The sequence below is a fragment of the Nocardiopsis tropica genome, assembly GCF_042660575.1.
In the GTDB taxonomy this organism is placed as follows: domain Bacteria; phylum Actinomycetota; class Actinomycetes; order Streptosporangiales; family Streptosporangiaceae; genus Nocardiopsis; species Nocardiopsis tropica.
This window is the reverse complement of record NZ_JBHSUF010000005.1, coordinates 184,428-210,749: the sequence shown is the minus strand read 5'-3', so window position 1 is coordinate 210,749 and position 26,322 is coordinate 184,428. Positions and strand designations below refer to the sequence as shown.

At 72.8% G+C, this 26,322-nt stretch carries 21 protein-coding genes; 2 read left to right on the top strand and 19 right to left on the bottom strand.

What is annotated here, in order from left to right; all coding sequences use genetic code 11:
* Window positions 1-291 precede the first annotated feature (291 nt).
* Window positions 292-1,104, top strand: a complete 813-nt coding sequence (locus ACFQBR_RS10150) for a peptidoglycan DD-metalloendopeptidase family protein (protein ID WP_378552962.1) — start codon at window positions 292-294, stop codon at window positions 1,102-1,104.
* A gap of 70 nt (window positions 1,105-1,174) precedes the next feature.
* On the opposite strand, the gene ACFQBR_RS10145 is transcribed toward ACFQBR_RS10150, so the two are convergent.
* The 18 genes from ACFQBR_RS10145 to ACFQBR_RS10060 all read right to left on the bottom strand — a co-directional run bounded on the left by ACFQBR_RS10145 (window position 1,175) and on the right by ACFQBR_RS10060 (window position 18,948).
* On the bottom strand, window positions 1,175-2,044 hold the full coding sequence (locus tag ACFQBR_RS10145; protein WP_344176442.1) for a tyrosine recombinase XerC: 870 nt from the start codon (window positions 2,042-2,044) through the stop codon (window positions 1,175-1,177).
* Window positions 2,045-2,046: 2 nt separating this feature from the next.
* The gene (locus ACFQBR_RS10140) at window positions 2,047-2,400 is read right to left on the bottom strand and encodes a RidA family protein (protein ID WP_267946440.1); all 354 of its coding nucleotides are present in this window, start codon (window positions 2,398-2,400) and stop codon (window positions 2,047-2,049) included.
* A 284-nt stretch (window positions 2,401-2,684) separates the two neighbouring features.
* A complete protein-coding gene (locus ACFQBR_RS10135) occupies window positions 2,685-3,854 on the bottom strand; it encodes a DNA-processing protein DprA (protein WP_267946441.1) in 1,170 nt (389 codons plus the stop codon).
* 82 nt (window positions 3,855-3,936) lie between these two features.
* Complete coding sequence (locus ACFQBR_RS10130; RefSeq protein ID WP_344176445.1) at window positions 3,937-5,460, bottom strand: YifB family Mg chelatase-like AAA ATPase; 1,524 nt, start codon at window positions 5,458-5,460, stop codon at window positions 3,937-3,939.
* Window positions 5,460-5,825, bottom strand: coding sequence for a YraN family protein (locus ACFQBR_RS10125; RefSeq protein ID WP_330158512.1), 366 nt, complete (start codon window positions 5,823-5,825; stop codon window positions 5,460-5,462). Before ACFQBR_RS10125 ends, ACFQBR_RS10130 begins: the two co-directional genes overlap by 1 nt.
* Window positions 5,826-5,977: 152 nt before the next feature.
* Window positions 5,978-6,319: a DUF2469 domain-containing protein gene (locus tag ACFQBR_RS10120; protein WP_267946444.1), complete on the bottom strand. Its 342-nt coding sequence runs from the start codon at window positions 6,317-6,319 to the stop codon at window positions 5,978-5,980.
* A 252-nt stretch (window positions 6,320-6,571) separates the two neighbouring features.
* Window positions 6,572-7,447, bottom strand: coding sequence for a signal peptidase I (gene lepB / locus ACFQBR_RS10115; protein WP_344176447.1), 876 nt, complete (start codon window positions 7,445-7,447; stop codon window positions 6,572-6,574).
* 67 nt (window positions 7,448-7,514) lie between these two features.
* Window positions 7,515-7,874: a 50S ribosomal protein L19 gene (gene rplS / locus ACFQBR_RS10110; RefSeq protein WP_267950508.1), complete on the bottom strand. Its 360-nt coding sequence runs from the start codon at window positions 7,872-7,874 to the stop codon at window positions 7,515-7,517.
* A gap of 189 nt (window positions 7,875-8,063) precedes the next feature.
* Complete coding sequence (gene trmD / locus ACFQBR_RS10105) at window positions 8,064-8,828, bottom strand: tRNA (guanosine(37)-N1)-methyltransferase TrmD (RefSeq protein ID WP_267946446.1); 765 nt, start codon at window positions 8,826-8,828, stop codon at window positions 8,064-8,066.
* Window positions 8,829-8,839: 11 nt separating this feature from the next.
* Window positions 8,840-9,352: a ribosome maturation factor RimM gene (gene rimM / locus ACFQBR_RS10100; protein ID WP_267946447.1), complete on the bottom strand. Its 513-nt coding sequence runs from the start codon at window positions 9,350-9,352 to the stop codon at window positions 8,840-8,842.
* A 119-nt stretch (window positions 9,353-9,471) separates the two neighbouring features.
* On the bottom strand, window positions 9,472-9,714 hold the full coding sequence (locus tag ACFQBR_RS10095; protein WP_073704564.1) for an RNA-binding protein: 243 nt from the start codon (window positions 9,712-9,714) through the stop codon (window positions 9,472-9,474).
* 1 nt (window position 9,715) lies between these two features.
* Window positions 9,716-10,174 carry a 30S ribosomal protein S16 gene (gene rpsP, locus ACFQBR_RS10090; RefSeq protein WP_267946448.1) on the bottom strand — a complete coding sequence of 153 codons (459 nt, stop codon included), beginning with the start codon at window positions 10,172-10,174 and terminating at the stop codon, window positions 9,716-9,718.
* Between the two features lie 244 nt (window positions 10,175-10,418).
* On the bottom strand, window positions 10,419-12,017 hold the full coding sequence (ffh, locus tag ACFQBR_RS10085) for a signal recognition particle protein (protein WP_267946449.1): 1,599 nt from the start codon (window positions 12,015-12,017) through the stop codon (window positions 10,419-10,421).
* A 197-nt stretch (window positions 12,018-12,214) separates the two neighbouring features.
* Complete coding sequence (locus tag ACFQBR_RS10080; RefSeq protein ID WP_344176449.1) at window positions 12,215-13,420, bottom strand: hypothetical protein; 1,206 nt, start codon at window positions 13,418-13,420, stop codon at window positions 12,215-12,217.
* Between the two features lie 393 nt (window positions 13,421-13,813).
* On the bottom strand, window positions 13,814-15,142 hold the full coding sequence (locus ACFQBR_RS10075) for an ammonium transporter (protein WP_267946451.1): 1,329 nt from the start codon (window positions 15,140-15,142) through the stop codon (window positions 13,814-13,816).
* 473 nt (window positions 15,143-15,615) lie between these two features.
* Window positions 15,616-16,791, bottom strand: a complete 1,176-nt coding sequence (gene ftsY, locus ACFQBR_RS10070) for a signal recognition particle-docking protein FtsY (RefSeq protein ID WP_344176451.1) — start codon at window positions 16,789-16,791, stop codon at window positions 15,616-15,618.
* 119 nt (window positions 16,792-16,910) lie between these two features.
* Entirely contained in the window at window positions 16,911-17,945 is a 1,035-nt protein-coding gene (locus ACFQBR_RS10065; RefSeq protein WP_330158519.1) for a FecCD family ABC transporter permease, read from the bottom strand.
* A gap of 1 nt (window position 17,946) precedes the next feature.
* Entirely contained in the window at window positions 17,947-18,948 is a 1,002-nt protein-coding gene (locus ACFQBR_RS10060; protein WP_344176453.1) for an ABC transporter substrate-binding protein, read from the bottom strand.
* Window positions 18,949-19,583: 635 nt separating this feature from the next.
* Between ACFQBR_RS10060 and ACFQBR_RS10055 the strand changes: the two genes are divergently transcribed.
* Entirely contained in the window at window positions 19,584-22,232 is a 2,649-nt protein-coding gene (locus ACFQBR_RS10055) for a S8 family serine peptidase (RefSeq protein WP_267946455.1), read from the top strand.
* 190 nt (window positions 22,233-22,422) lie between these two features.
* On the opposite strand, the gene smc is transcribed toward ACFQBR_RS10055, so the two are convergent.
* Window positions 22,423-25,968, bottom strand: coding sequence for a chromosome segregation protein SMC (smc, locus tag ACFQBR_RS10050; RefSeq protein ID WP_344176456.1), 3,546 nt, complete (start codon window positions 25,966-25,968; stop codon window positions 22,423-22,425).
* Window positions 25,969-26,322: the final 354 nt, after the last annotated feature.

Here is a 26,322-nt window from a genome sequence, read left to right as displayed (position 1 = left end):
GCGGAGAGAGTCTCTCCGCCGTCGGTTGTGCCTGACGCCCCGGCCGCACCGCCATCCCGCCGAAGCGGGGTGGACCGTAGGTACGACCCCTCCGTGAGGAGGCGCGTGGACGTGCGTATTGTGATCGGCCCGACGGGCCACGGACGATTCTATCCTCAGCCGGGCACACACCGGACCTGTGCTGCGCCTACGAGTGACCCCGCGCCCCCGTCCGGCGCCCCGGGGCCGGGGTTGTCCACAGTTGCCGGCAAGCCCCTGGCGGCCCCCGTCCCCCTCCCCGACCCTGGAGGCATGGACCTCTCCCACCTCCTGCTCCCGCTGCTGTTCGCCTCGCTCCTGTGGTCGCCCGCCGCCCCCGCGGCGGGGGACACCGGCTGGCGCTGGCCCCTCTCCCCGGCCCCCGGGGTGCTGCGCCCCTTCGACCCTCCCGAGCAGCGCTGGCTCCCGGGGCACCTGGGCGCGGACCTGGCCGCCGAGCCCGGGCAGGAGGTGTACGCCGCGGGTTCCGGCCGGGTGCGCTTCGCCGGCACGGTGGCCGGGACACCCCTGGTCAGCGTCGCCCACGGGGACCTCCGCACCACCTACCTCCCGGTGGAGTCCGACCTGGCGCGCGGCGACCCTGTCTCCGCCGGGGACCTCCTCGGCGTCCTGGCCGCCGCCCCACCCCACTGCCGCGACCGCCCCTGCCTGCACTGGGGCCTGCTCCGCGGCGACGACTACCTCGACCCGCTCGGCCTGCTCGGCCTCGGCGAGGTCCGGCTCCTTCCCCTCGGTCCGGCCCGGGCCGGACCCCCGCCGGCCCGGTGGCCCCGTGCGGCCGGCGCCCTTCACTCCTGCCGCCTCCGCTCCGGCGGTGCGGCCCCGGGGACACGGGTCGGGCGCGGGCGCGCGTCCCGGAGGCGCTCCCGGCCCGGCGGGCGCGGAGTGGCGGATTTCGCACCGGCCGGCGCCCCTGGGCCCCTGGAAAGGGGGCGGTCCCGCGAGTCGGCCGGAGGCGAAGGAGCGCGGCAGCCGTCCCGCACCCGCCGGTGGGCCCCGGGGAGGCGCGCCCCGGAGACGGGCAGAGGACTCTCCGCCCGCGCGCGGATGCGATCGCCGGGGTGATGAGGGCGGGCACGGCCGGGACGCAGCCTCCGCCCGCACGCGGGTGCGGCCGACGGACACGGTGGTCCGCTCAGGCGCGGGGGTGGGCCCGGCGGTAGGTGTCGCGCAGGCGCTCCACGGACACGTGCGTGTAGATCTGCGTGCTGCGCGGGCTGGCGTGGCCCAGGAACTCCTGCACGCTGCGCAGGTCGGCCCCGCCGTTGAGCAGGTGCGTGGCGGCGCTGTGCCGCAGTCCGTGCGGGGCCCCGTCCGCGCCGGCGGCGCGCAGGTACGCGTGCACGTCCTCACGGGCCTGGCGCACCCCCAGCCGGCCGCCGCGCGCGCCGACGAACAGCGCGGCGCCGCCGACGGCCGAGGCCATCTCCGGCCGTCCGCCGGACAGCCACGCGTCGAGGGCGTCCAGCGCGGGAGCGCCCACGGGGACCGTGCGCTCCTTCGCGCCCTTGCCCAGGACGCGCACCGTGTCGCGTTCGCGGTCCACGTCGGCCAGGTCGAGGGCGCACAGCTCGGCGACCCGCACGCCGGTGGCGTACAGCACCTCCACCACCGCCCGGCGGCGCAGGTCGAGGGGGGCGTCCCCCGGGGGCCGGGAGAGGGCCGCGGCGGCCTGCCCCTCGTCCAGCACCGCCGGCAGGGACCGCCGCTGGGAGGGGCCGGACAGGCGCGGGCCGGGATCGGCCGCCAGCACCCCCTCGCGGTGCAGGTATCGGGTGAGGGCGCGCACGGCCGCCACGCGGCGGGAGACGGTGGCTCGACTCGCCCCCGCGTCGCGGGACCGGGACAGCCAACCGCGCACCAGGAGCACGTCCAGGTCCTCGACCCGGTACCCGTTCTCCTCCAGGAAGGCCAGCAGGGAGCGCAGGTCGGCGAGGTACCCGCGCACGGTGTGGGGTGAACGGCCCAGCTCGCCGGACAGGTGGGCGGCGAAGCGGTCCAGCACGCTCACTCCCGGGGCAGGCAGGCCACGCCCTCGATCTCCACCAGGTACCTCGGGTTGACCAGGCCGCTCACCTCCACCAGGGTCCCGGCCGGGCGGTGCTCCCCGGGAAGGCAGTCGACCAGGGCGCTGCGGAACTCGTCGAGGTCGGCGATGTGGCGGAGGTAGTAGGTGAGTTTCACCAGGTGTCCCAGGTCCGCCCCGTGGCGGGCCAGGACGCGCTCCATGTTGCGGAAGACCTGCCGGGTCTGTCCCTCGACCCCTCCGGCGACGTCCCCGTCGGGGGCCTCGGGGGTCTGTCCGGAGACGAACAGCAGCGGGCCGTCCGCGAGCACGACGTCACTGTACGGTTTGGCCATGGCGGAACCCTACCCGCCATCGCGCCCCGCTATCCGTGCCCGGTTCGGCGCCCGCCGAGCCGCCCCGCGCGGCTGCGCCGCAGCGGGGCCCCGCCCGGCGGCGGCCCCGAGCGGCAGGCCCCGGTCGGCGGGAAGCCCCTGGGGCGGGCTGCCCCACACCGCAGAAGGGCCGTGCGGCGCGAGGGTCCCCACCGCAGGCCCCGCACGGCAGGCCCCGCGCGGCAGCCGCCCCCTACGGTCAAAGGCCCTCCCCTCCGCGGGGCACGGAGCCGCGGCCTCCTCCGTCAGCGCGGCAGCCGCCATCCGGCCCGGCACCGTTCGACCAGCCCCGCCGCGGCCAGCAGCCCCAGGGAGCGCATCGCGACGTCCAGGGAGGTCCCGCTCGCGGCGGCGACCACCGCGGGACCGGCCCCCGCCCGGGGCACCGCTTCCAGCACCCGGGCGCTCTCCGCGTCGAGGTGGGCCGAGACCCGCACCGGTCCGCTCTCCGGAGGCAGCTCCCCCACCGCGCCGACCTGGGCAACGACATCGTCGGCGCAGGTGACACAGCCCGCCTGCCAGTCGCGGAGGAGGACGTGGCAGCCCACCGACATGGCGGAGGTGACCGGACCGGGCACCGCCATGAGCACCCGGTGGAGTTCGACGGCGTGCGAGGCGGTGTTGAGCGCGCCGCTGCGCCTGCCCGCCTCCACGACCACCGTTCCCGGGGTGAGCGCCGCGATCAGCCGGTTGCGGATCAGGAAGTCCTTGGCCCGGGGCGTGGCGCCGACCGGCCTCTCGCTCACCAGCACCCCGGTCCGCGCGATGTCCGCGAACATGCCCGCGTGGCCGCGCGGATAGTCCACGTCCAGCCCGCAGGCCAGTACCACCACGGTGCTCCCGTTGGCGTGGGCGGCCCGGTGCGCGGCGCCGTCGATCCCGTACGCGCCGCCGGAGACCACGACCACGTCCTGCTCCGCCAGCTCGTAGGCCATCTCCGCCGCCACGTGCTCGCCGTAGGCCGTGGCCGAGCGCGCGCCCACCACGGCCACCGAGCGCAGGCACAGGTTGCGCAGGTCCCCGCCGCCGCGTACCCACAGTCCGTGCGAGCGGCGACCGCCGGGGAGGTCGAGGCCGTCCAGCCTGCCGGGCCACTCGGGGTCGCCCGGCGCCACGAACCGGATCCCGGCCGCCGCGGACTCACCGAGCAGCCCGTCGGGGTCGACCCGGGCGGCGGCCGCGCTCCACCCGTCCCAGCGGCGGCGCAGCCGGGCCCACGCCTCCGGGTCGGGGTCCTCGTCCTCCTCCACCGGCACGGACGGCGGGGGCTCCCCCGCCACCAGCCCCGCCCACACCCCGGCCGCACCGTGCTCGGCGAGCATCGCCCCCAGCCACAGGTCCCCCGGCGGCGCGACCGCCGTCAGACAGGCCCGCGCCCGGGCGTCGGCCTCCCCCTGCCAGTCCCGTACGGTCACCGTGTTCCCCTTCCACCCGTGTCCGCTGCGCCCCTCCGGAGCGCACCGGCCCGCACCCCGGGGCGCGGATCGCCGCCCCGCCTCACCATGCCCGCCCGGTCCACAGCGCGAAGGCATAGGCGGTCTCCTCCTCCCCCGGGCGGTCCCGCTCCGCGAGATCGGCCAGCGTCCACGCGACCCGCAGGGCCCGGTCGACCCCGCGGGCGCTGATCTGCCCGGCGTCCATGGCCCGTCCGAGGACGCGCAGCGCGGCGGGCTCGACCGGGAAGTCCCGGCGCAGCCGCGCGCCGGGGATCGCCGCGTTGGTGGTCCAGGGCGTGTGCGCCAGCCGTGCGAGCGCGCGGGCGCGCGCCCTCTCCACCCTGGCGGCGACCACGGCGGAGGACTCCGCGAACGCGCGGTCGGCGAGCAGCTCGGCCCTCGTCACGGGTTGCAGGTCGACCTTGAGGTCGATCCGGTCCAGCAGCGGCCCGGACAGCCGGGAGAAGTACCTGCGCCGCTCCCCCGGCGGGCAGGTGCACATGCTGCCCGGCCTGGCGCAGGGACAGGGGTTGGCGGCCATCACGAGCTGGAACCTGGCGGGGAAGGTCACCGTGGAGGAGGCGCGGGCCAGCACCACCTCCCCCCGCTCCAGCGGCTCGCGCAGGGAGTCCAGCACCCCCCTCCCGAACTGGGGCGCCTCGTCCACGAACAGCACTCCCCGATGGGCCTTGGACACCCAGCCCGGCCCGGGGTGGCCGCTGCCCCCGCCGATGATCGACGCCCGGGAGGAGGTGTGGTGCGGGGCGGCGAACGGGGGCCGGGTGACCAGGGGCGAGCCCCGGGGGAGCATCCCGGCGACCGAGTGGATGGCGGTGGCCTCCAGCGCCTCGGAGGGGCGCAGTCCGGGCAGGACGGTCGGCAGGCGCTCGGCGAGCAGGCTCTTGCCCGTGCCCGGGGAGCCGAGCATCATGAGGTTGTGCCCGCCCGCCGCGGCGACCTCCACCGCCCGGCGCGCCACCGGCTGGCCCAGCACGTCGGCCAGGTCCGGCCCGGGGTCGTCCGGCTCCCGGGCACAGGGCGCCTCCGGCCCGGCGGCCTCCTCCGGGAAGAACTCCCCGCGCAGCCACTGGCACAGGTCCATCAGGCTGCCCACCGCGGTCACCTCCACGTCGGGGACCAGGCGGGCCTCGGCCGCGTTGCCGCGCGCCACGACGAACCCGCGGTAGCCCTGCTCGGTGGCGGAGACCATCGCCGGAAGGACGCCGAGCACCGGGCGCGCCCTCCCGTCGAGTCCGAGCTCGCCGATGAGGACGGTGCCCGCCAGGCGGTCCGGAGGCACCGCGCCCGTGGCGCACAGCACGGCGGCGGCGATGGCGAGGTCGAAGAGGCTGCCCGCCTTGGGGAGGCTGGCCGGGGACAGGCTGATGGTGATCTGACCGCTGGGCCACTCCTCGCCGCTGTTGGCCACGGCCGCGCGGATGCGGTCCCGGGCCTCCCGCAGCGCGGCGTCGGGGAGCCCCACGAGCGTCACCCCGGGGTCGCCGCCGCCCAGGTGCACCTCCACCTCGACGATGTGCCCCTGGACCCCCAGCAGGGTGATGCAGTGGGCGCGGGCGAGGGTCATCACGTCATCCCCCGCTCGTGGGAGACGAACACGCGCCCGCCGGTGATCAGGACGCAGACGCCGTCCACCCGGAGCGACGCGGCCGGGACCCGGTGCCGGGCCGCCCACGCCCTCCCGAGGCGGCGCAGACGGCGCCGCTTGTCGGGTGTGATGGCGTCCACGGGGTGCCCGTACCGCACGGAGGTCCGGGTCTTGACCTCGGCGACGACCAGGACCGGTCCGTCGCGGGCCACGATGTCGATCTCCCCCGACGGCGACCGCCAGTTGCGGTCCACCACCCGCATGCCCGCGCTCCGCAGGAAGACCGCGGCGAGGTCCTCCCCGCGTCCGCCCAGTGTCCTCCGGTATCCGGCCCACCTGTCCACGGTCGACCACCTCCCGTTACCACGGTGGGTGATCGCCGCCCGGCGCGCCAGGGGGAGTTCGTTCCTGTGGACGAACCGCACGCGGCCCCGGGCACGAGGGCCGCGGCGGGGAGCCGCCCCGGGGACCGGTCATGCCCGGGGCACGGTTCGGGTCAGGGCAGCTCGGGACCGCCCCGGCCGCCGTCCGCGGGAGGCATCTCCAGGTCGGACTTCTGGATCTCCTCGACGTTGACGTCCTTGAACGTCACCACGCGCACGTTGCGGACGAACCGCGCCGGGCGGTACATGTCCCAGACCCAGGCGTCCTCCATCACGACCTCGAAGTACATCTCCCCGTTCTCGGTCGAACGCGGCTGGAGGTCGACGTTGTTGGTCAGGTAGAACCTGCGCTCGGTCTCCACGACGTAGCTGAACAGCCCGACGACGTCCCGGTACTCGCGATAGAGCTGGAGCTCCATCTCGGCCTCGTACTTCTCCAGGTCCTCAGAACTCATCCACGCGCTCGCTTTCGTCGCACTCTCCGGTCGTGGTGTGCCGGTCTCCTCATCACGTGTACACCGCCACCGCCCCGGTTGTTCCCCGCGTGGGAGGACCCACGCGTCGGGGGGACATCAAGACGCTCCGAGATCCATCATGCGTCACGGAACGGACTTCTGGGCCCCGTGGAACAGATTTCCTTCGACGGATCGGTCACCGGAACCCTCCGGAGGTCCCGATCCGTCTTCGGACCGGGACCCGTCACGGCGTCACCCGGCCGCGGCGTCGACGGCCTCGAAGCTCTCCGGAACGCCCAGACCGCCGACCTGGTTGAACGGCCAGATGATGACGAACGCCCGGCCCACCACGTGGTCGATCGGGACGGCGCCGCCACCGGGGTTGTTCTGGTTGAGGCGGGAGTCGTAGGAGATCGCCCTGTGGTCCCCCATCAGCCACAGGTGCCCCTCGGGCACCTCGACCGGGCCGAACTCGGTGTGGCTGGCCACGCTTCCCGGGTACAGGTAGGCGTCCTCCTCCAGGGGGACGCCGTTGACCAGGATGCGGTTCTGCTCGTCGCAGCACTCCACGGTGTCGCCGGGGAGCCCGATGACCCGCTTGATGTACTCCTTGCCCGTGGGCGCGGCGCCCAACTGCTGCTGCACCCAGCTGAAGGCGCCCGCGACGGGGTTGGTCGGCTCGGGCACGGTCACGGTGTTCGGGTCGTCCCACGACCCGTTGCCGTTGAAGACGACGACCTCGCCGCGCTCGATGTCGCGGATCTGGTAGACGACCTTGTTCACGAGCACCCGGTCGCCGACGAGCAGCGTGTTCTCCATCGATGTGGAGGGGATGTAGAACGCCTGCATCACCCAGGTCCTGATCACGAACGCCAACACCACGGCGATCACGATCAGGATGGGGAGTTCCTTCCAGAACGACCCCTTCTTCTCACTGCTCTGGGACTTGCTCATCTCGGCGTCCGCCTTCTCCTCCGGCTCCTGACCAACGACTTCGGAGACACCACTGGCTCCCGAGTCCTCAGGGACTCGGGAGCCAGTGGCGGAGCTTCGCTCCTCCGGGCCGGGCCGGGCGGAATCCTCGTCCTGGACCCCGTCCGCGCCGGGATCCCTCTCGTCTTTGCTCATCGAGCCGAAGCCTATCCTGCCTCCCGTGCGGGAAGAGGGCCGTTCGGCTCCGAAAGGGAGCGGAAGACTACTTGGAGACGGGCTCGCGGCGCTCGCGGATGCGGGCGGCCTTGCCGCGCAGGTCGCGCAGGTAGTACAGCTTGGCGCGACGCACGCGGCCGCGGGCGGCGACCTCGTACTTCTCGATGGCCGGGGTGTGGATCGGGAAGGTGCGCTCCACGCCCACGCCGTAGCTCACCTTGCGGATGGTGAAGGTCTCGCGGTTGCCCGAGCCCTGACGGCGGATGACGACGCCCTTGAAGACCTGGACACGGGTGCGGGTGCCCTCCGTCACGCGGACGTGGACGTTGAGCGTGTCACCCGGGCGGAACTCGGGGACGTCGGTGCGGAGCTGAGCCTTCTCGAGCTCCTGGATGGCGGTGTGCATCTCGCGATTCCTCATCGATAGCGCTCCGCGCCCTGTCCCCGGCGTGGTGCGGGGAGGGTTGCGCGGGCGAGGGCCCGTACGGGTCTGGACATTCGGACCACCCGGTGACCGTCACAGAGGCCGACGTCGTGCCGCCGGCATGCGGATGCCATGGGTCACCAAGGGGGAACCCACCCAGTTTGCCACATGTCAGGTGGCTTCCCGAACGGCCTCCTCGGCGAGGACCTCCCGGTCACGCCGGTCGAGGGCCTCCTCCGGCATGGCGCCGACCAGGTCCGGCCGGTTGCGCGCGGTCTTGCGGAGCGCCTGGTCGCGGCGCCAGCGGTCCACGGCCCCGTGGTTGCCGGACAGCAGCACGGGCGGCACCTCCTGGTCCCGCCACATGACGGGCTTGGTGTACACCGGCCCCTCGACCAGGTTCTCCATGCCGCCGGAGGCGAAGGAGTCCTGGACCGCCGACTCGGTGTTGCCGAGAACACCCGGCAGCAGGCGGGTGATCGCCTCGACCATCACCAGCGTCGCGGACTCGCCCCCGTTGAGGACGTAGTCGCCGATGCTGACCTCCTCGACCGGCATCCGCAGGGCGGCGTCCGCGGCCACCCGGGAGTCGATGCCCTCGTAGCGCCCGCACCCGAAGACCAGCCTCTCCTCCCCCGCCAGGCGCTCGGCGTCCGCCTGCCGGAAGGGGCGGCCGCTGGGTGTGGGCAGGATCAGGCGGGCCGGGGCCCCGGCCACGACCTCGTCGAGCGCCTCACCCCAGGGTTCGGGCTTCATGACCATGCCGGGGCCTCCCCCGTAGGGGGTGTCGTCCACGGTGTTGTGCCTGTCGTGCGTCCAGGAGCGCAGGTCGTGGACCCGCACGTCGAGGAGGCCCGAGGCGCGTGCCCTCCCGATCAGGGAGAGGTCCAGGGGGGCGAAGTAGTCGGGGAAGATGCTGATGATGTCGATGCGCACTGCGCGCCCCTTCAGTCGGCGAGGTCGAGCAGGCCGGGCGGCGGGTCGATGACGATCCGGCCCCCGGCCACGTCGACCTCGGGCACCAGTGCGGCGACGAAGGGCACCAGCACCTCGCCGCCGCCTGGGGTGGCGACGACCAGGACGTCCTGGGCGTGGTGGAGCACGTCGTCGACCGTGCCGACGGCCTCGCCCCCGGTGGTCACCGCGGCCAGGCCGATGAGTTCGTGGTCGTGGAACTCGTCGGGGTCGTCCAGGGGGGCGATGTCCCGTGAGTCCACGAACAGCAGGGTGCCGCGCAGCGCCTCGGCGGAGTCGCGGTCGGCGATCCCCTTGAAGCGCACCAGCAGCCGGTCGCTGTGGCGACGGCTGGACGCGACGGTGAGCGGTCCGGCTCCGGCCGGGTCGGTCTCCATCACGGTGCCGTCGGCGAAGCGGGCCGCCGGGTCGTCCGTCCGCACGTCGACGGCGACATCGCCCCGGATACCGTGCGCGCGGCCGATCCGGCCCACAACGAGTCGCATGGGAGGTTCCGTCCTTCCGCCCGTCCCACCGTGGAGACGGGAAAACTGTGCCCGGGGCAGGTGCCCCGGGCACAACTACGGGGCGCCGACCGGTCGTGGTCGGCGCCCCAAGAGGCGCGTCAGCGCACTTCGTGCAGGTCCAGCAGGTCCACTCGGACGTAGCGGCCCCCGGCGAGGGAGCCGATCACGGTCCGGAGTGCCTTGGCGGTGCGGCCGTTGCGACCGATCACCTTGCCGAGGTCGTCGGGATGGACCCGGACCTCCAGGACTTTGCCCTTGCGGAGCCGCTTGGCTCTCACCTGGACGTCGTCGGAGTTCGCAACGATCCCCTTCACGAGGTGCTCAAGCGCCTCTTCCAGCACGTCAGGCCTCGCCCTCGGACTTCTCGGCCTCGGCGGTCTCGGCGGGCTTGTCGGCCGCCTTCTCCGCCTTCTTCTCGGTCTTCTTGGCCTTGGTCTTGCCCTCGCCGCCGGGGAGCACGAGCTCCTTCAGCGCGGCCTGGAAGGCGGCTTCCTTGGCCTCGGGGTCCTTGGCCTCGGCGACCTGGAGCGGAGCCGGGGCGGGAAGGCCCTTGAACTTCTGCCAGTCGCCGGTCTTGCGCAGGAGGACCTTGACCGCGTCGGAGGGCTGGGCCCCCACGGACAGCCAGTACTGCGCCCGCTCGGAGTCGACCTCGATGAGGCTCGGGTGCTCCTTGGGGTGGTACTTGCCGATCTCCTCGATCGCCTTGCCGTCACGCTTGGTGCGGGCGTCGGCGACGATGATGCGGTACTGGGGCGTACGGATCTTGCCCATACGCTTGAGCTTCAGTTTGACAGCCACTGGAGTGGTCTTCTCCCGATGAACGGTGTTCGGCGCCCGGCGGCGAAACCACGTGGGGTTGCAGTACCCGCCAAGGCAAGACGTGGGTGGCGGGTTAGTTAGAGGGCTGACCCGTCCACCGTTAGTCGACTACTCATTGTGCCAGACGCGAGCGTGTTCCTCGGACAGGACACAGGCGCCCGCGTGGCCCCGCCGACGCGAACGGCCCGCCCCCTCTCCGGGGACGGGCCGCCTGTGGTCTCCGCTACTGCTTGGGCAGCTTGAAGTTGGACAGGTCCGGCATGTTGGGTCCGCCGAAACCGGGCGGGAGCGTGGGCTGCCCGCCGCCGCCTCCGCCGAGGCCCGGGGGCAGCTGCGGCATCTGCTGGCCGCCCTCCTCCTGGCGCTTCTGGCGCTCGGCCGCGCGCTCGGCCTCCTGCTGGCGGGCCTTCATCGGGTTGCCGCTGCGCTGCTTGCCCTTCTTGGCCTTCTTGGCCTGGGCCTTGGCCTTCTTGCGGTTGCCGCCGCCGACCCCGGGCATCCCGGGCATGCCCGGCATCCCGCCGTTCTTCATCTTGCGCATCATCTTCTGCGCCTCGAAGAAGCGGGTGACCAGGCCGTTGACGTCGCTGACCTGCGTACCCGAGCCGTTGGCGATGCGCAGCCGGCGCGAGCCGTTGATCGACTTGGGGTTGGCCCGCTCGCCCGGCGTCATCGACTGGATGATCGCCTGGATGCGGTCCAGGTCCTTGTCGTCGATGTTGTCGATCTGGTCGCGCATCTGCCCCATGCCGGGCATCATGCCGAGCAGGTTCCCGATCGGGCCGAGCTTGCGGACCATCGACATCTGCTGGAGGAAGTCGTCCAGCGTGAAGTCGTCGTCCGAGGCCATGGTCGAGGCCATCTTCTCGACCTCGGCCTCGTCGAACGTGCGCTGCGCCTGTTCAATGAGCGTGAGGACGTCACCCATGTCCAGGATGCGCGACGCCATCCGGTCCGGGTGGAAGAGGTCGAAGTCCTCCAGCTTCTCGCCGGTGGACGCGAACATGATCGGACGGCCCGTGATGTGCCGGATGGACAGGGCCGCACCGCCGCGGGCGTCACCGTCGAGCTTGGTGAGCGCGACCGCGTCGTAGCCGACGCCGTCGAGGAAGGCCTGGGCGGTGTTGACCGCGTCCTGGCCGATCATCGCGTCGACGACGAAGAGGATCTCGTCGGGGCTGACGGCGTCGCGGATGTCGGCGGCCTGCTGCATCATCTCGGTGTCCACACCGAGGCGGCCCGCGGTGTCGATGATGACGACGTTGTGGTTGTTGCGGCGCGCGTGCTCGACGGAGGCCCGGGCGACCTCGACCGGGTCGCCCACGCCGTTGCCGGGCTCGGGAGCGAACACCGGGGTCCCGGCGCGCTCACCGACCACCTGGAGCTGGGTGACGGCGTTGGGGCGCTGGAGGTCGGCGGCGACCAGCAGCGGCGTGTTGCGGTCCGCCGACAGCCACTTGGCGAGCTTGCCCGCCAGGGTGGTCTTACCGGCGCCCTGGAGGCCGGCGAGCATGATCACGGTGGGCGGGTTCTTGGCGAACCGCACCTGCCGGGTCTCGCCGCCGAGGATCTCGACGAGTTCCTCGTTGACGATCTTGATGACCTGCTGCGCCGGGTTGAGGGCCTTGGAGACCTCCTCGCCGCGGGCGCGCTCCTTGATCCGCGAGATGAACTCGCGGACCACCGGCAGCGCGACGTCCGCCTCGAGCAGCGCGAGACGGATCTCCCGCGCGGTCGCGTTGATGTCCTCCTCGGACAGCCGCCCCTTGCCGCGCAGCGAGGAGAAGACCGATGTCAGCCGGTCGGAAAGCGTCTCGAACACGAGTTTGGCCAGTCCTTCGTCTCGTAAGTGGTTTCCCAGCCTACCCGCCCACCGCCGCCGGACAGTAGTCCGAGGCCGCGGGGCCGGGAACGGGGTGAGGGCGGGGCCCGTGCGCCCCGCCCTCCCTGTCGTCGCCTGTCTCCGCCACCGCGCCCGTACCCGGCCGCCGGTCCGCGGACCGGCGGGGGCGCGGGGCGCTAGTTGCCCCCGTCCTCCGCGGACTCCTCCTCGGAGGGGGCGGCGCCGCCGGCCAGCGTGGCCTCGCGCTGCTCGGTGAGGGCCGCCAGCATCTCCTCCTGCTGGCCGCCGGTCAGGCCGCGGGTGGAGAGCTGGGCCTCACCGTCGATGGTGTAGGTCTGCTGGGTGGAGCTGACGATGTTGTAGTCGGCGCTGCACGAGAGGTCCAGGGTCGCGCCCGCCTCCAGGGTGCCGCCGTCGTCGCAGGTCTGCTCGCCGATGTCGGCGTTGGTGAAGGTCACGTCCATGCGGACGGTCACCTCGCCGCTGCCGTCGCCGCCCGCGTCCCGCACCGTTCCCGACCAGGTGCAGTTGGGCCCGTCCTCGCAGTTCATCTCGGGGTTGCCGTCCCAGCCCACCTCGATCCGGGCGTCCCGGGACCCGGTCAGGTCGTCCTCGGCCGTGGTGATGATGCCGTCGTAGAGCTCCTCGACGGCTGCGGTGTCGGCCTCGGCCAGGTCCAGCCGGACCTGGGGGCCGGTCTCGGCGCCCTCGGGGACGAGCTCCTCGACGGCGATGCGCTGGACCTGCTCGGTCTCCGCGTTGATCCAGACCTGGTTGCGCTCGCCGGCGAGGTCGATCCGGTAGGTGAGCGTGCCGTCCAGGTTCTCCTCGACGGCCTCCTCCGAGTCCAGCTCGATCGCGGCCAGGGTCGCGGAGAGCTCCGGCGGGGCCAGGGTGGTGCTGGGATTGAGCCCGGCCTGGGCCGCCGAGGAGCGCACCCAGTTCTCGTTGAAGTCGTCGAAGTCCGGACCGAAGACGCCCTGGTCGAGCCAGAAGTCCTCGACCGCGCGGATGAAGAGCTTGCCGTCGGCGGCGAGCACGTCCGCCTCGACGCTGTTGGCCCGGATGGTCCCGCTCGTCGCGCCGGTGTCGGCGACGGTGAGCGAGGCGTCACGGACCTCGGAGGAGCCGACGGTCTCCGCGACCTGCCCGGTGGCGGTGAGCGCCGGGTAGGCGGCCAGGTCCGCCAGCGCGCTCTCCAGGAGGGGCGCCGCGGCCACCGGCTCGGCGGGTTCGGGACTGGGCTCCTCCTCGCCCCCGCCGGGGCGCAGGCTGCTCAGGTCGATGGAGCACGCCGTCAAGCCGAGAACGGCGATCGCGCTCGTCGCGGCAAGCGCGGAGCGCCTGGCCCTGCGACCCCTGAAGTGACTAACCGGCGCCATCTTGCCTCCTGACCCCGACCTGTGGGGCACTGTACGAATCAGCGTGAGTTTCCGGGTGGGCGGCGGGACGACCGGCCCGAGACCCGTCATTGGCGTGGGACGCGGATGCGCGGCGCCTGGTTTCAACCCGGCGCCGCCCGAAGGGCGCCGATACGCACCTGTGATTCGGCCGGCGTCCCCGGCCGGGCGCACCCGTCCCGCGGCATGACAGCCGCACCGCTCAGAGGGTACCGAACCAACACGCAGGCCACGGCCAATACCGGCCTATGAATGCCCATATATGCCACGAAGCACTATAGAAAACAGAAACGGGACCGACGGGGATCTCTCCCCGCCGGTCCCTGGCACCTCACCGCGTCAACGGTGCAGGGCCTCCGGCCTCCACGCTGAGGACTAGGCCTTGACCTGCGGTGAGGCCGCCTCCCCGCCCGGAGGCGTCGGCGGGGAGACAGCTTCTGCCTCGATCTCGTCGAGCTCCTCGAAGGCGTAGGCCGACTCGGCGTGCAGCTCGTGGTCCAGGCCGTTGGTCTCGACCTCCTCGGTGATGCGGAACCCGACGACGAGGTCGATGACCTTGGCGATGACCCAGGTGACGACGAAGGAGTAGATCATGACGCCGACGACCGCGACGACCTGGACGGCCAGGAGGCCGATGCCACCGCCGTAGAGCAGGCCGTCCGAGCCGCCGACCACACCCGCGGCCACGAGTCCGAGGACCACCGACCCGATGATGCCGCCGACCATGTGGATGCCCACGACGTCGAGCGCGTCGTCGTACTTGAACTTGAACTTCCAGCTGATGGCGTAGGCGCACACGGCGCCGGACAGCGCGCCGACGGCGATCGCGCCGAGGGGGGTGACGTTCGCGGCGGCCGGGGTGATGGCCACCAGGCCGGCGATGGCGCCGGAGGCGAAGCCCAGGGCGCTGACCTTGCCGTAGCGCAGGCGCTCGACGAGCATCCAGGCCCCGGTGGCGGCGGCCGTGGCGACCTGCGTGTTGACCAGGGCCAGGGCTGCGGTCTCGTTGGCCGCGTAGGCGGAGCCGGCGTTGAAGCCGAACCAGCCGAACCACAGGAGCGCCGCGCCGAGCAGCACGAACGGAAGGTTGTGGGGACGCATCGACTCGGAGCCGAAGCCCTTGCGGCGGCCGAGGACGAAGGTCAGGGCCAGCGCCGCCGCGCCGGCGTTGATGTGGACCGCGGTGCCGCCGGCGAAGTCGATGACCTCGTAGCCGCCGATGGTCAGGCCGCCGATCCAGCCGTCGCCCCAGACCCAGTGGGCGACGGGGAAGTAGACGAGCAGGGCCCAGACCGGGGCGAACAGCATCCAGGCGCCGAACTTGGCGCGGTCCGCGATCGCGCCGCTGATGAGGGCCACGGTGATCACCGCGAACATCATCTGGAAGCCGGCGTCGACGAGCAGCGGGTAGCCGCCCTCGCCGTCGGCCGCGGGCTCGATCTCGCCGATCAGGTTGCTGAGCCCGACGTAGTCGAAGCCACCGATGAACGCGTTGAGCGGACCGCCGTCGGAGTAGGTGAGCGAGTGGCCCACCACGACCCAGAGGACGCTGACGATCGCGATGCTCGCGAAGCTCATCAGCATCATGTTCAGGACGCTCTTGGCCCGCGACATGCCTCCGTAGAAGAAGGCCAGGCCCGGGGTCATGAGCATCACGAGCGCTGCGCTGATGAGCAGCCACGCCGTGTTGCCGGTGTCAATCATTACGTCGCCTCCGTAGGACGGGCGGGGGATTGTGTCTGTGAGGGCGGCGGTCAGCGAGCGCATCATCGGGCCCGATGCAGATCACCACGCAGGCAACTGTCCGACCGGGGTGTTTCTCCCCGGGACCCGACGTGTTGCGCAGGGGTAAAAGGACAGCCAGAAGTGTTAACGCACCATGAACCGAACCCCCAGCACGCCCGAACGCACGTGCACCGGCACAGAGCGACCCCCGTCACATCAGCCGAGGGAGACCAAATGGTCACTCTCGGTCATATCTCACGCCCGTGGGGACGGCGCCGTCAAGTAGGCGGCGTTCGGTGTTTCACCGGCGTGTCGATCGCATGAAACGGGCCGTCGCGGCGCCGGTGTCCGGGTACGGCCGGGTTCGCGCCGTGTGGACACGGCTGTGGCCGGGCACCCGGTCGGGTGGCCGGCCACGCTCGCGGATCCGCCCCGGCGACGGGGGAGCCGCCTCAGCCCAGGATGGCGTCCACGAAGACCTCGGGGTCGAAGGGCGCCAGGTCGTCCGGCCCCTCCCCGAGCCCGACCAGCTTGACCGGCACGCCCAGCTCGCGCTGGACCTGCACGATGATGCCGCCCTTGGCGGTGCCGTCCAGCTTGGTCAGCGCGATGCCCGTGACGTTCACGACCTCGCCGAACACCCGGGCCTGGCGCAGGCCGTTCTGCCCGGTCGTCGCGTCGAGGACCAGGAGCACCTCGTCGACCTGCGACTTCTTCTCCACGACCCGCTTGACCTTGCCCAGCTCGTCCATCAGGCCGGTCTTGGTGTGCAGGCGCCCGGCGGTGTCGATGATGACCGTGTCGGCGCCCTCCTCGATGCCGCGCGAGACGGCGTCGAAGGCCACGCTCGCCGGGTCCGCGCCCTCCTCCTTGCGCACGACCGGGGCCCCCACGCGGCTGCCCCACGTCTGGAGCTGCTCGGTGGCGGCGGCGCGGAAGGTGTCGGCGGCGCCGAGCACGACGCTGCGCCCGTCGCCGACCAGGACCCGGGCCAGCTTGCCGGTGGTCGTGGTCTTCCCGGTGCCGTTGACCCCGACCACCATGATCACGGCGGGGCGGCCGTTGTGGGGTTCGGTGCGCACGGTGCGGTCGGCGTCCGTGCGGATGTGCGCGAGGAGCTCCTCGCGCAGCAGCGCCCGCACCTCGCCGTGGCCGCGGCTGCCGAGCACCTTGACGCGGGTGCGCAGGCTCTCCACGATCTGGGAGGCGGAGGCCACGCCGATGTCGGCGGTGATGAGGGTGTCCTCGATCTCCTCCCAGGCGTCGTCGTCCAGGGTGTCGGAGGAGAGGAGGTTGAGCAGTCCCTGCCCGAAGGAGCTCTGCGACCGGGCCAGCCGCGCGCGCAGGCGCACCATGCGCCCCGCGGAGGGCGGCGGGGTCTCCAGCTCCGGCGCGGCGGGCTCGGCGGCCGGGGCCTCCGGCGGGGCCTGCGAGGGAGGCGTGCGGACGGTTCCGGAGTCCCTGTCCCGGTCCTCCTCGACGGCGGTCGCCCCGGCGGCCCCCGTGGTCTCGGGTCCGGGTTCCTCCTTGCCCGGCTTGACCGGGCGTTGGGTCCTGACCAGGAAGAACCCGCCGACGGCCAGGAGCACGACGGCGATGACGATGGCGGCGATCAAGGTGATGTCCATAGCGTGCACCAGTCTCCCAGAGTGTTCGACGCGTTCGCGTCACGGCCGGGTGGCGTGCCGGGAACGAACGGTGCGCGGGGTCCGCGGCCGGTGTCCGCGAGTGCCCGCGCCATCGCGCCTCAGGTACTGCGGTGGCGCGTGGTGCGCAGGATGAGAACGAAGAAGGGCGCGCCGAGAAAAGCGGTCACCACGCCGATGGGGAGCTCGGCCGGGGACACCAGGGTCCTGGCCACGATGTCCACCAGGACGAGGAAGGCCCCGCCGAACAGCACGGTCACCGGCAGGATCGCCCGGTAGTTGGACCCCACCAGCCGGCGCACCACGTGCGGGACGACGATCCCGACGAAGCCGATCAGCCCGCTCACCGACACCGCGGCGGCCGTGGCCAGCGACGCCGCGCCGATCACCACGATGCGCACCGCCGCCGGGTTCAGGCCCAGGCTGACCGCCTTGTCGTCGCCGAGGGCGAGCATGTCGAGCAGGTAGCCGCACAGCAGGAGGACGGCCAGGCCGACCACCGCGTAGGGGGCGATCAGCCGGACGTCGTTCCACCCGTCGCGGCCCAGCCCGCCGAGCAGCCAGGCGTAGATGCGCTGGAGCTGGTCGACGCCCATCTGCTGGACCAGGGTCTGGGCGGCGGAGAGGAAGGACGACACGGCCACGCCCGCGAGGACGAGGGAGGCCGTGCCACCGCCCCCCGCGGTGGACCCGAGCAGGTAGGCGGCCGCCACGCCGAGCAGGGCCCCGACGAAGGCGGCGACGGGGACCAGGGCGCGCGGCGAGCCGCCGAGCTCCTGCCCGAACACCATGACCAGGGTCGCGCCGAGCCCGGCCCCGGCGGCGGCGCCGAGGAGGAAGGGGTCGGCGAGGGGGTTGCGGAACACGCCCTGGTAGGCGCCGCCCGCCGTGGCCAGGAGGGCGCCGACGATCGCGCCCATCACCACGCGGGGAAGGCGCAGCTCCACGAGCAGGGCCGCCTGCCGCTCGGTCAGGGGCGACTCCACCCCGAACGGCAGGAGGCTGAGGAGGTGCCGGACGATGTCGGCCGCCGACAGGGAGGCCGCTCCGGCGGAGATGCCGAAGAGGCCGGCCGCGACCAGCGCGACCGCTCCCACGGCCGCCCAGCCGACGGGGACGCCGACACCGCCCTTCACGCTAGTTCCCCGCGTTCTCGGTCACGGCCTCGCCGACCAGCTCGGCGAAGTCGACGACGCGAGGTCCCCAGCGGGAGGCGATGTCGGCGTCGAGCAGGTAGACGGCGTCGTTCCGCACGGCGGTGACGGTGTCGAAGGCCGGACGCCCGGCGACGTCCTCGACCGTGGACTCGTCGCCGTAGGACAGGAAGACCATGTCGGGGTTCTCCTCGACGATGTACTCCTGTGACAGCTGCGGGTACCCGCCCGCGGAGCCGTCGTCGGCCGCGTCGGCGATGTTGACCAGCCCGAAGGACCGGTAGATCTGCCCGACGAAGGTCTCGGAGGTGGCGGAGAAGGACGTCTCGTCGAGCTCCTGGTAGAAGGTCAGCCCGGCGCCGTCGGCCGTGTCGCACACGCCCTCGACGACCGCGTTGAACTCGCTCTCGACCCGGTCCGCCTCGGCGTCGGCCTCGGCGGTGCGGCCGGTGGCGTCCCCGAGCAGGCGGATCTGCGCGTAGGTGTCCTCCAGGTCCTGGGCGGCGTCGATGACGAGGGTGGGGATGCCCACGGTCTCCAGCTGTGAGGCGGTGTCCTCGGCGCTGCGGGCGAGGACGACCAGGTCCGGGTCGTACTCGGTGACGGCCTCGACGCTGGGCTCGAAGCCGCTCAGCGCCGTGGTGGGGGCCTCCTCCGGGTAGTCGGAGTACTCGTCGGCGGCCTCGACCTGGTCGCCCGCGCCGATGGCGAAGAGCATCTCGGTGTGGCTGGGCGACAGGGAGACGATCCGCCGGGGCTCCTCCTCGAGGGTGACGTCGCCCGTGGCGCCGGTGAGGGTGACGGGGAAGGTGCCGTCGCCCACGGTGGGACGGTCGGGATCGGCCTCGGGGGCGCCGCAGGCGGCGGGCGCGGCGTCGGTCGTCGGCTCGGCCTCGGGCTCACCGTTCTCCGCCCCGCCGCCGCAGGCGGTCAGGGTGAGGGCGGCTCCGAGGAGGACGGCGGGGAAGGGGCGTGGGATCCGCACGGTGCTCCTTGCGGGACGGGGGAAGGAGCACGGTCCTGGCGGAGACTGGCCTGTCCTTCCCACGAGGACGGGTGAGTCGATGCCGGGAGGCGACCTGGCTCGTCCCCGCCGGGGCGGGGCTCCACAGTTGCGGGACAGCGCCGGATTGGACGGCCCCGCAGGGCCGCTGTACCGGACTTCGCTCCTTCGACACCGGACGGGCCGCCCGGAGGCGGCCCGACGTCCCCAGCCTACTCGCGTCCCCCCGGCTCCTCGCTGGCGGGCCGGTGGCCGCCCCGGCCTGCGTCTTCCCCGCATCTGCCCCGCACGGACAGGGGTCTGCGCAGGGCGACGGAACTCCGTACCAGAATTCCTTTTATCCCAATACGCGGGAAAAGTGAATTCATGTCCGTTTATGAACCTCTCGTGAAACATCAACCCCTGGTGCAACTTGGATCCACCATGTGGCCATATTGAGTCTTCGCGAACATTGACACATTCATGGCACACGGCAATGATCTCGTTGCTATGCGCGCCGATCAAACGAACAAGGACATGAAGCGGCGTATCCCCCTGAGCACCACATATGTCCTTAGTGGGGTATTCCGCTCCCCCGGTGTCCAGCGGCGTGCACCGAGAAGGGATGTGTTGACAAGGTGGTACCCCACCGATCACGCCTGGCGGCGCTCGCCGGGTTGACACTCGTGGCGGGCCTCGCCGCCTCCACACCGGCGAACGCCGACGAGGTCTCCGAACTCGCCCCCCTCCATCCCGCGCCCTCCTCCGAGAACGGTGAACTGACCCACCAGGCCAACGGCCTGTGGTTCATCGAGCTCGAGAGCCCGCCCACCACCGAGGGCACCTCCCCGGCGACGGTGGACGGCGAGCACGAGGACTTCCGGGCCGAGGCCGAGGAGCACGGCCTGGAGTACACCGAACGGCACTCGTTCAGCGAGCTGTGGAACGGCCTCTCCGTCCGCATGGACGACACACAGGTCGGCACCGCGCGGGAGATCCCCGGCGTGAGCGCCATCCACCCCGTCCTCACCTACCGGATCCCCGAGACCGGCGAGAACGTCCCCGACCTGGACACCGCGCTCCCCATGACGGGGTCCGACATCGCCCAGAACGAACTCGGGCTGACGGGCGAGGGGCTCCGGGTGGCCATCATGGACACCGGCGTCGACTACACCCACCCCGACCTGGGCGGGGGCGGGTTCCCCAACGACCGCGTGGTCGTCGGGCACGACTTCGTGGGCGACGACTTCAACGCCGGCGACCCCGCGTCCGTCCCCGTCCCCGACGACGACCCCCAGGACTGCAACGGGCACGGCACGCACGTCGCCGGGATCGTCGGCGCCGAGGGCGGGGTCACCGGTGTGGCGCCCGCCGTCGAGTTCGGGGCCTACAAGGTGTTCGGCTGCACGGGGTCCACCACCTCCGACATCATGATCGCCGCCATGGAGCAGGCCCTCGCGGACGACATGGACGTGCTCAACATGAGCATCGGCTCCTCGCACTCCTGGCCCCAGTACCCGACCGCCGTCGCCTCCGACAACCTCGTCGACGAGGGCATGGTCGTCGTCGCCTCCATCGGCAACGAGGGCGCCACCGGCCTGTACTCGGCGGGCGCCCCCGGCCTCGGCGAGGACGTGATCGGCGTCGCCTCCTTCGACAACACGCACATCCAGGCCGCGTCCGTGACCGCCAACCCGAGCGGCGAGGCCCTCGCCTACATGGAGATGGGCGCGGCCGAGCCGCCGCCCGCCTCCGGCGACACCGACGAGCTCGTCCACGTCGGACGGGGCTGCACCGCCCTGGGCGACGAGGTCGCGGACCTGGAGGGCCGGACGGCCCTGATGGTGCGCGGCGAGTGCACCTTCGCCGAGAAGTACGACGCGGCCCTCGACGCCGGCGCCACCGGCGTCGTCATGTACAACAACGTGCCCGGCATGTTCGCCGGCGGCGGCATCGTCGACCGGGGCGCCTTCTCGATCGGTGTCTCCGACGAGGCCGGCGCCCACCTGCTGGAGCTCCTGGAGGGCGACGAGCCCGTCACCCTCACCTGGACGGGCGAGGACATCACCATCCCCAACCCGACCGGCGGGCTGATCAGCTCCTTCAGCTCCTTCGGCCTGGCCGCCGACCTGTCCCTCAAGCCGGACATCGGCGCCCCCGGCGGCCTGATCAACTCCACGTACCCGATGGACCAGGGCGGCTACGCCACCATCAGCGGCACCTCCATGTCGTCGCCGCACGTGGCGGGCGGCGTCGCACTGCTGCTGCAGGCGCGCCCCGACCTGGACTCGCACGAGGTGCGCACCGTCCTCCAGAACAGCGCCGACCCGAAGGCGTGGTGGGGCAACCCCGGCCTGGGCCACCCCGACAACGTGCACCGCCAGGGGGCGGGCATGCTGGACGTCCCCGGCTCCGTGCTCGCCACCACCACCGTGACCCCCGGCAAGCTGTCCCTCGGCGCCACCGGGGAGGCCGTGACCGAGACGGTCACCATCACCAACGACGGTGACGGGGAGGCCACGTACGAGCTCTCCCACGAGGCCGCCCTGGGCACCCACGGCGACACCTTCGCGCCCGGCTACAACGACGGCTCCGCCGAGGTGGCCTTCGACAGCGACTCGGTGACCGTCCCCGCCGGGGGGTCGGCCGAGGTGCGGGTCACCGTCACCCCGCCCGCCCAGGACTTCGAGCAGATGATCTACGGCGGGTACGTCACCGTGTCCGAGACCGGCGGGGAGACCTACCGGGTCCCGTACGCCGCCTACAACGGCGACTACCAGGAGATCGAGGCCATGACCCCGATCAGCGACGGGTCGGGCGTGGTCGCGGACCTGCCGTGGCTGACCAGGATCACGGAGTGCGAGGCCTTCTCCGGCCTGGACTGCGCGAGCGACAGCGGCGGCACGTTCGAGAACCAGCCGGACGGCGCCTCCTACACGATGGAGTGGGTCGACGGCCTTCCCGACGTGCCGTACGTGATCGCGCACTTCGACCACCACGTCACCAGGCTCGACATGGTGGTCATCGACGAGCGCACCGGCCGCCCCGTCCACCCCGACCGCAACGTGGGGGTGTCGGTGGACTACGTGCACCGCAGCGCGACGAGGACGTCGTTCTTCAGCTACCCGTGGGACGGCACGGTCGTGGACAGGCACGGCCGGATCACCGACGTGAGGGACGGCTCCTACCGGCTGGAGGCCCGCGCGCTCAAGGCGCTCGGCGACCCCGACAACCCGGACCACTGGGAGACCTGGACCTCCCCGGTCATCACCATCGACCGCGGGTAGTCCCGCACGCGCCACGGGGCCGTCCTCCCCCCGGGGAGGGCGGCCTCCGCCGTGTCCGGCCCCCGGCCCGCCGGCGCGGACCGGGCCGGGACACGAACGCGGGCACCACGGCGACGACCGCCGTCCGACCGCCCCCGGGCCGCGGGGACGCCACGGGCGGGCGGAGAGGGGTGCGCGGCCGGAACCGGCCTCAGGCCGGGCGCACGAGCTTCTGGCTGATGACCTGCGAGATGCCGTCGCCCTGCATCGTGACGCCGTACAGCGCGTCGGCCGCCTCCATGGTGCGCTTCTGGTGGGTGATGACGATCAGCTGCGACGAGGCGCGCAGCTCCTCGAAGATCACCAGCAGCCGCTGGAGGTTGGTGTCGTCCAGGGCCGCCTCGACCTCGTCCATCACGTAGAACGGCGACGGGCGCGCCTTGAAGATCGCCGCGAGGAACGCCACCGCGGTCAGGGACCGCTCCCCGCCGGACAGCAGGGACAGCCGCTTGACCTTCTTGCCGGGCGGCCGGGCCTCGACCTCGATGCCGGTGGTCAGCATGTCCTCGGGCGAGGTGAGGAGCAGGCGCCCCTCGCCCCCCGGGAACAGTCGGCCGAAGATCGCCGCGAACTCGCGCTCCACGTCCAGGTAGGCGGACGCGAACACCTCCTGCACGCGGGCGTCCACCTCCTGGACGATGTCCATCAGGTCGCGCCGGGTCTTCTTGAGGTCCTCCAGCTGCGCGTTGAGGAACGCGTGCCGCTCCTCCAGGGCGGCGAACTCCTCCAGGGCCAGCGGATTGATCTTGCCCAGCTGGTTGAGCTGGCGCTCGGCGGCCTTGGCCCGCTTGGCCTGCACCTCGCGCACGTACGGCAGCGGCACGGCCTCCTCGCCCGCGTCGGCGGGCGGCGGCACGGGCACGCGCGGACCGTACTCGGCGACGAGTGTGGGCACGTCGACGCCCAGCTCCTCCATCGCCCTGGTCTCCAGCTGCTCCAGGCGCAGGCGCCGTTCGGCGCGGGCCACCTCGCCGCTGTGCGCCGAGCTGGTCAGCTTCTCCAGGTCGACGGACAGCTCGCGGACCCGTGCGCGCACGGTCCTCAGCTCGCCGTCGCGCGCCTCCTTCCCGGCCTCGGCGACGGCCCGCTCGTTCTCGGCGGCCGCGAGGGACACGGCGATCCGCTCCAGGGCCAGCCGCGCGCTCTCGGCCACCGCCCGGGCGACGGTGGCCTGCGCGGCGCGGGCCCGCCGGCGCTCGACGGCGCGCTCCATGGCGCGCCGCTCCTCGAAGGCCTGGGCGCGCAGCTGCTCGGCGCGCCCGGCAATCGACCGGGCCCGCTCCTCGGCGGTGCGCACCGCCAGGCGGCGCTCCATCTCGGTGGCCCGGGACCGCGAGGCCCGGACGGCGAGCTCGTCGCGGGTCTGCGCGTCGGGGGCGTCCTCCTCGATGGAGGCGGCCACCTCCTCGGCCTCGGCCAGCTCCTCCTCCAGCCGCGCCAGCTTCTCGGCGTTCTCGTCCCTCGCGGCGGAGGACGTGGCCGCGGCGGCCGCGTAGCGCTCGGACTCCGCCTCCGCCGAACGCGCCTGGCCGCCGAGCTTGCCCAGCCTCTGCGCGGACTCGTTGCGCTTGCGGTCGCTCTGGCGGCGGCGGGCGGTGAGCTCGTCGGCCCGGGCGGCCAGGTCGGCCCGTTCGCGCTTCTTGGCCTCGAGTTCGGCGGCGATCCGCTTGGCGCTCTCGGTGGCCGCCTCCAACCTCTCCCCCGCCTCGTCCACCGCGGCCTGGACCTCCAGGAGGCTGGGCGCCCCGGCGGAGCCGCCCTGCACCAGCGCCTCGGTGAACAGGTCGCCCTCGGGGGTGACGGCCCGGACCCCGGGCAGGGCGGCGACGAGGGCGCGGGCCGCGTGGACGTCGTCGGCCAGGGCGGTCCGGTCGAGCAGCGCGGTGACGGCTCCCCGGAGGTGGTCCGGGACCACGACGGCGTCGACGGCGTACCGGACGCCGGCGGGCAGTACGGGCCAGGTCTCGCGGGGCGCGGAGGGCACGGCGTCGGCGACGACGACGCCCGCGCGGCCCGCGTCGCGGTCCCGGAGGAGTTCGAGGGCGGCGACGGCCGTGTCGGGGGACTCCACCGCGACGGCTCCCGCGGCCGCGCCGAAGGCCGCCGCGACCGCGGTCTCGTGTCCGGGGTCGACCTGGACGAGTGCGGCGAACCCGCCCAGCATGCCGGGCAGGCCGGAGTCGAGGAGGGGGCCAGCGCCGTCCTTGTGCGCCAGGCCCAGCTCGAGGGCCTCCTTGCGGGCGAAGAGGGCGGAACGCTCGCCCTCGGCGGTGCGCTCGGCGTCGCGGAGCCGGTTGAGGTCGGTGTCGGCCGCGGAGAGCTGACGGGCCGCCAGTTCCTGTGCGGAGTCGAGTTCGGCGTCGCCCTCGTCCAGCCCGGCGGACTCCTCGGCGGCCATCTCGTACTCCGCCTGCGCCTGTCGGGCGCGCTCCGCGGCCTGCCGGGCGGACTCCTCCAGCCTCGTGGTCTCGTCCTCGTCGGAGGACAGCCGGCCGCGCAGGCCCTCCACCCGGGCGGACAGGCGGACGAGGCCCTCGCGGCGCTCGGAGGCGGCGCGGGCGGCGGCCTCCAGCCGCTTCTCCTCGCGGTGCAGCGCGTCCTCGGCGGCGGACCGCTCGGTGACGGTGGCCTCCAGGGCCTCGCGGGCCTCCTCCAGCCGGGTGAGCAGCTCCTCCTCCTGGGCGGCGGCCTCCTCGGCCTCCGTCTCCAGTTCCTCGGGGTCGCGGCGGTGGACGGGCTCGTCCGCGACGTCGGCCAGGTTGCGGTGGCGCTCGTCGGCGAGGCCGCGCACGGCGTCGAGCCGCTCGGTGAGGCGGGAGAGCGCGTGGTAGGTCTCGGAGGCCTGGGCGAGGGCGGGCGCGGCCGCGGTGGCCTGGGCCTCCAGCTCGGTCTCGCGCTCCTGTGTCCGGGCGAGGGCCGTCTCCGCCGCCTGGCGCCGGGTGAGGACCTCCTTCTCGTCGGCCTCCTCCTTGGCGAGCTGCTCGGTGAGGGTGACGATGTCGTCGGCCAGCAGGCGCAGGCGCGCGTCGCGCAGGTCGGCCTGGATGACGGCGGCCCTGCGGGCCAGCTCGGCCTGGCGGCCCAGCGGCTTGAGCTGGCGGCGCAGCTCGGCGGTCAGGTCGTTGACGCGGTCGAGGTTGCCCTGCATCGCGTTGAGCTTGCGGATCGCCTTCTCTTTGCGCTTGCGGTGCTTGAGGATGCCGGCGGCCTCCTCGATGAGGGCGCGGCGCTCCTCGGGGCCGGCGTGCAGGACGGTGTCCAGCTGCCCCTGGCCCACGATGACGTGCATCTCGCGGCCGATGCCGGAGTCGCTGAGCAGGTCCTGGATGTCGAGGAGGCGGCAGGTGTCGCCGTTGATGGCGTACTCCGAGCCGCCGTTGCGGAACATGGTCCGCTTGATGGTGACCTCGGTGTAGTCGATGGGCAGGGCGCCGTCGGTGTTGTCGATGGTGAGGCTGACCTCGGCACGGCCCAGCGCCTGGCGGGTGGAGGTGCCCGCGAAGATCACGTCCTCCATCTTGCCGCCGCGCAGGGACTTGGCCCCCTGTTCCCCCATCACCCAGGAGAGCGCGTCGACGACGTTGGACTTGCCCGAGCCGTTGGGACCGACCACACAGGTGATCCCGGGCTCGAAACGCAGGGTGGTGGCCGACGCGAACGACTTGAAGCCGCGCAGCGTCAGATTCTTCAGATACACGCACACCTCCCACGGCGCTCACCTGCCATTCACGGCACGACCATCCAAGGGTGCCACGAAGCGGTGACCGCGGGGGGTGGTTCCGGCCGACGTCCTCCGATGGAATCGGCCGCTGACCTGGGTCGGGGCCGGGATCGGGGGAGGGGGGATGTCCGGCGGACACGGAGGGTTGTGACAGGGTCCGCCGGGTACAACGGTAAAGGAAGCCGCAAGGGAAAGGAAAATCTGCGGCGTGCGGGCTCTCGCCGGACCGTGGTGGCCGACGGGTTCCTCAGGGACGCCTGGATGACGCGTTCGGCGCCCCCGCCGGTGAACGGAACATCCCGGAAACGGTCGGCCTGTCGGCCGGTACGT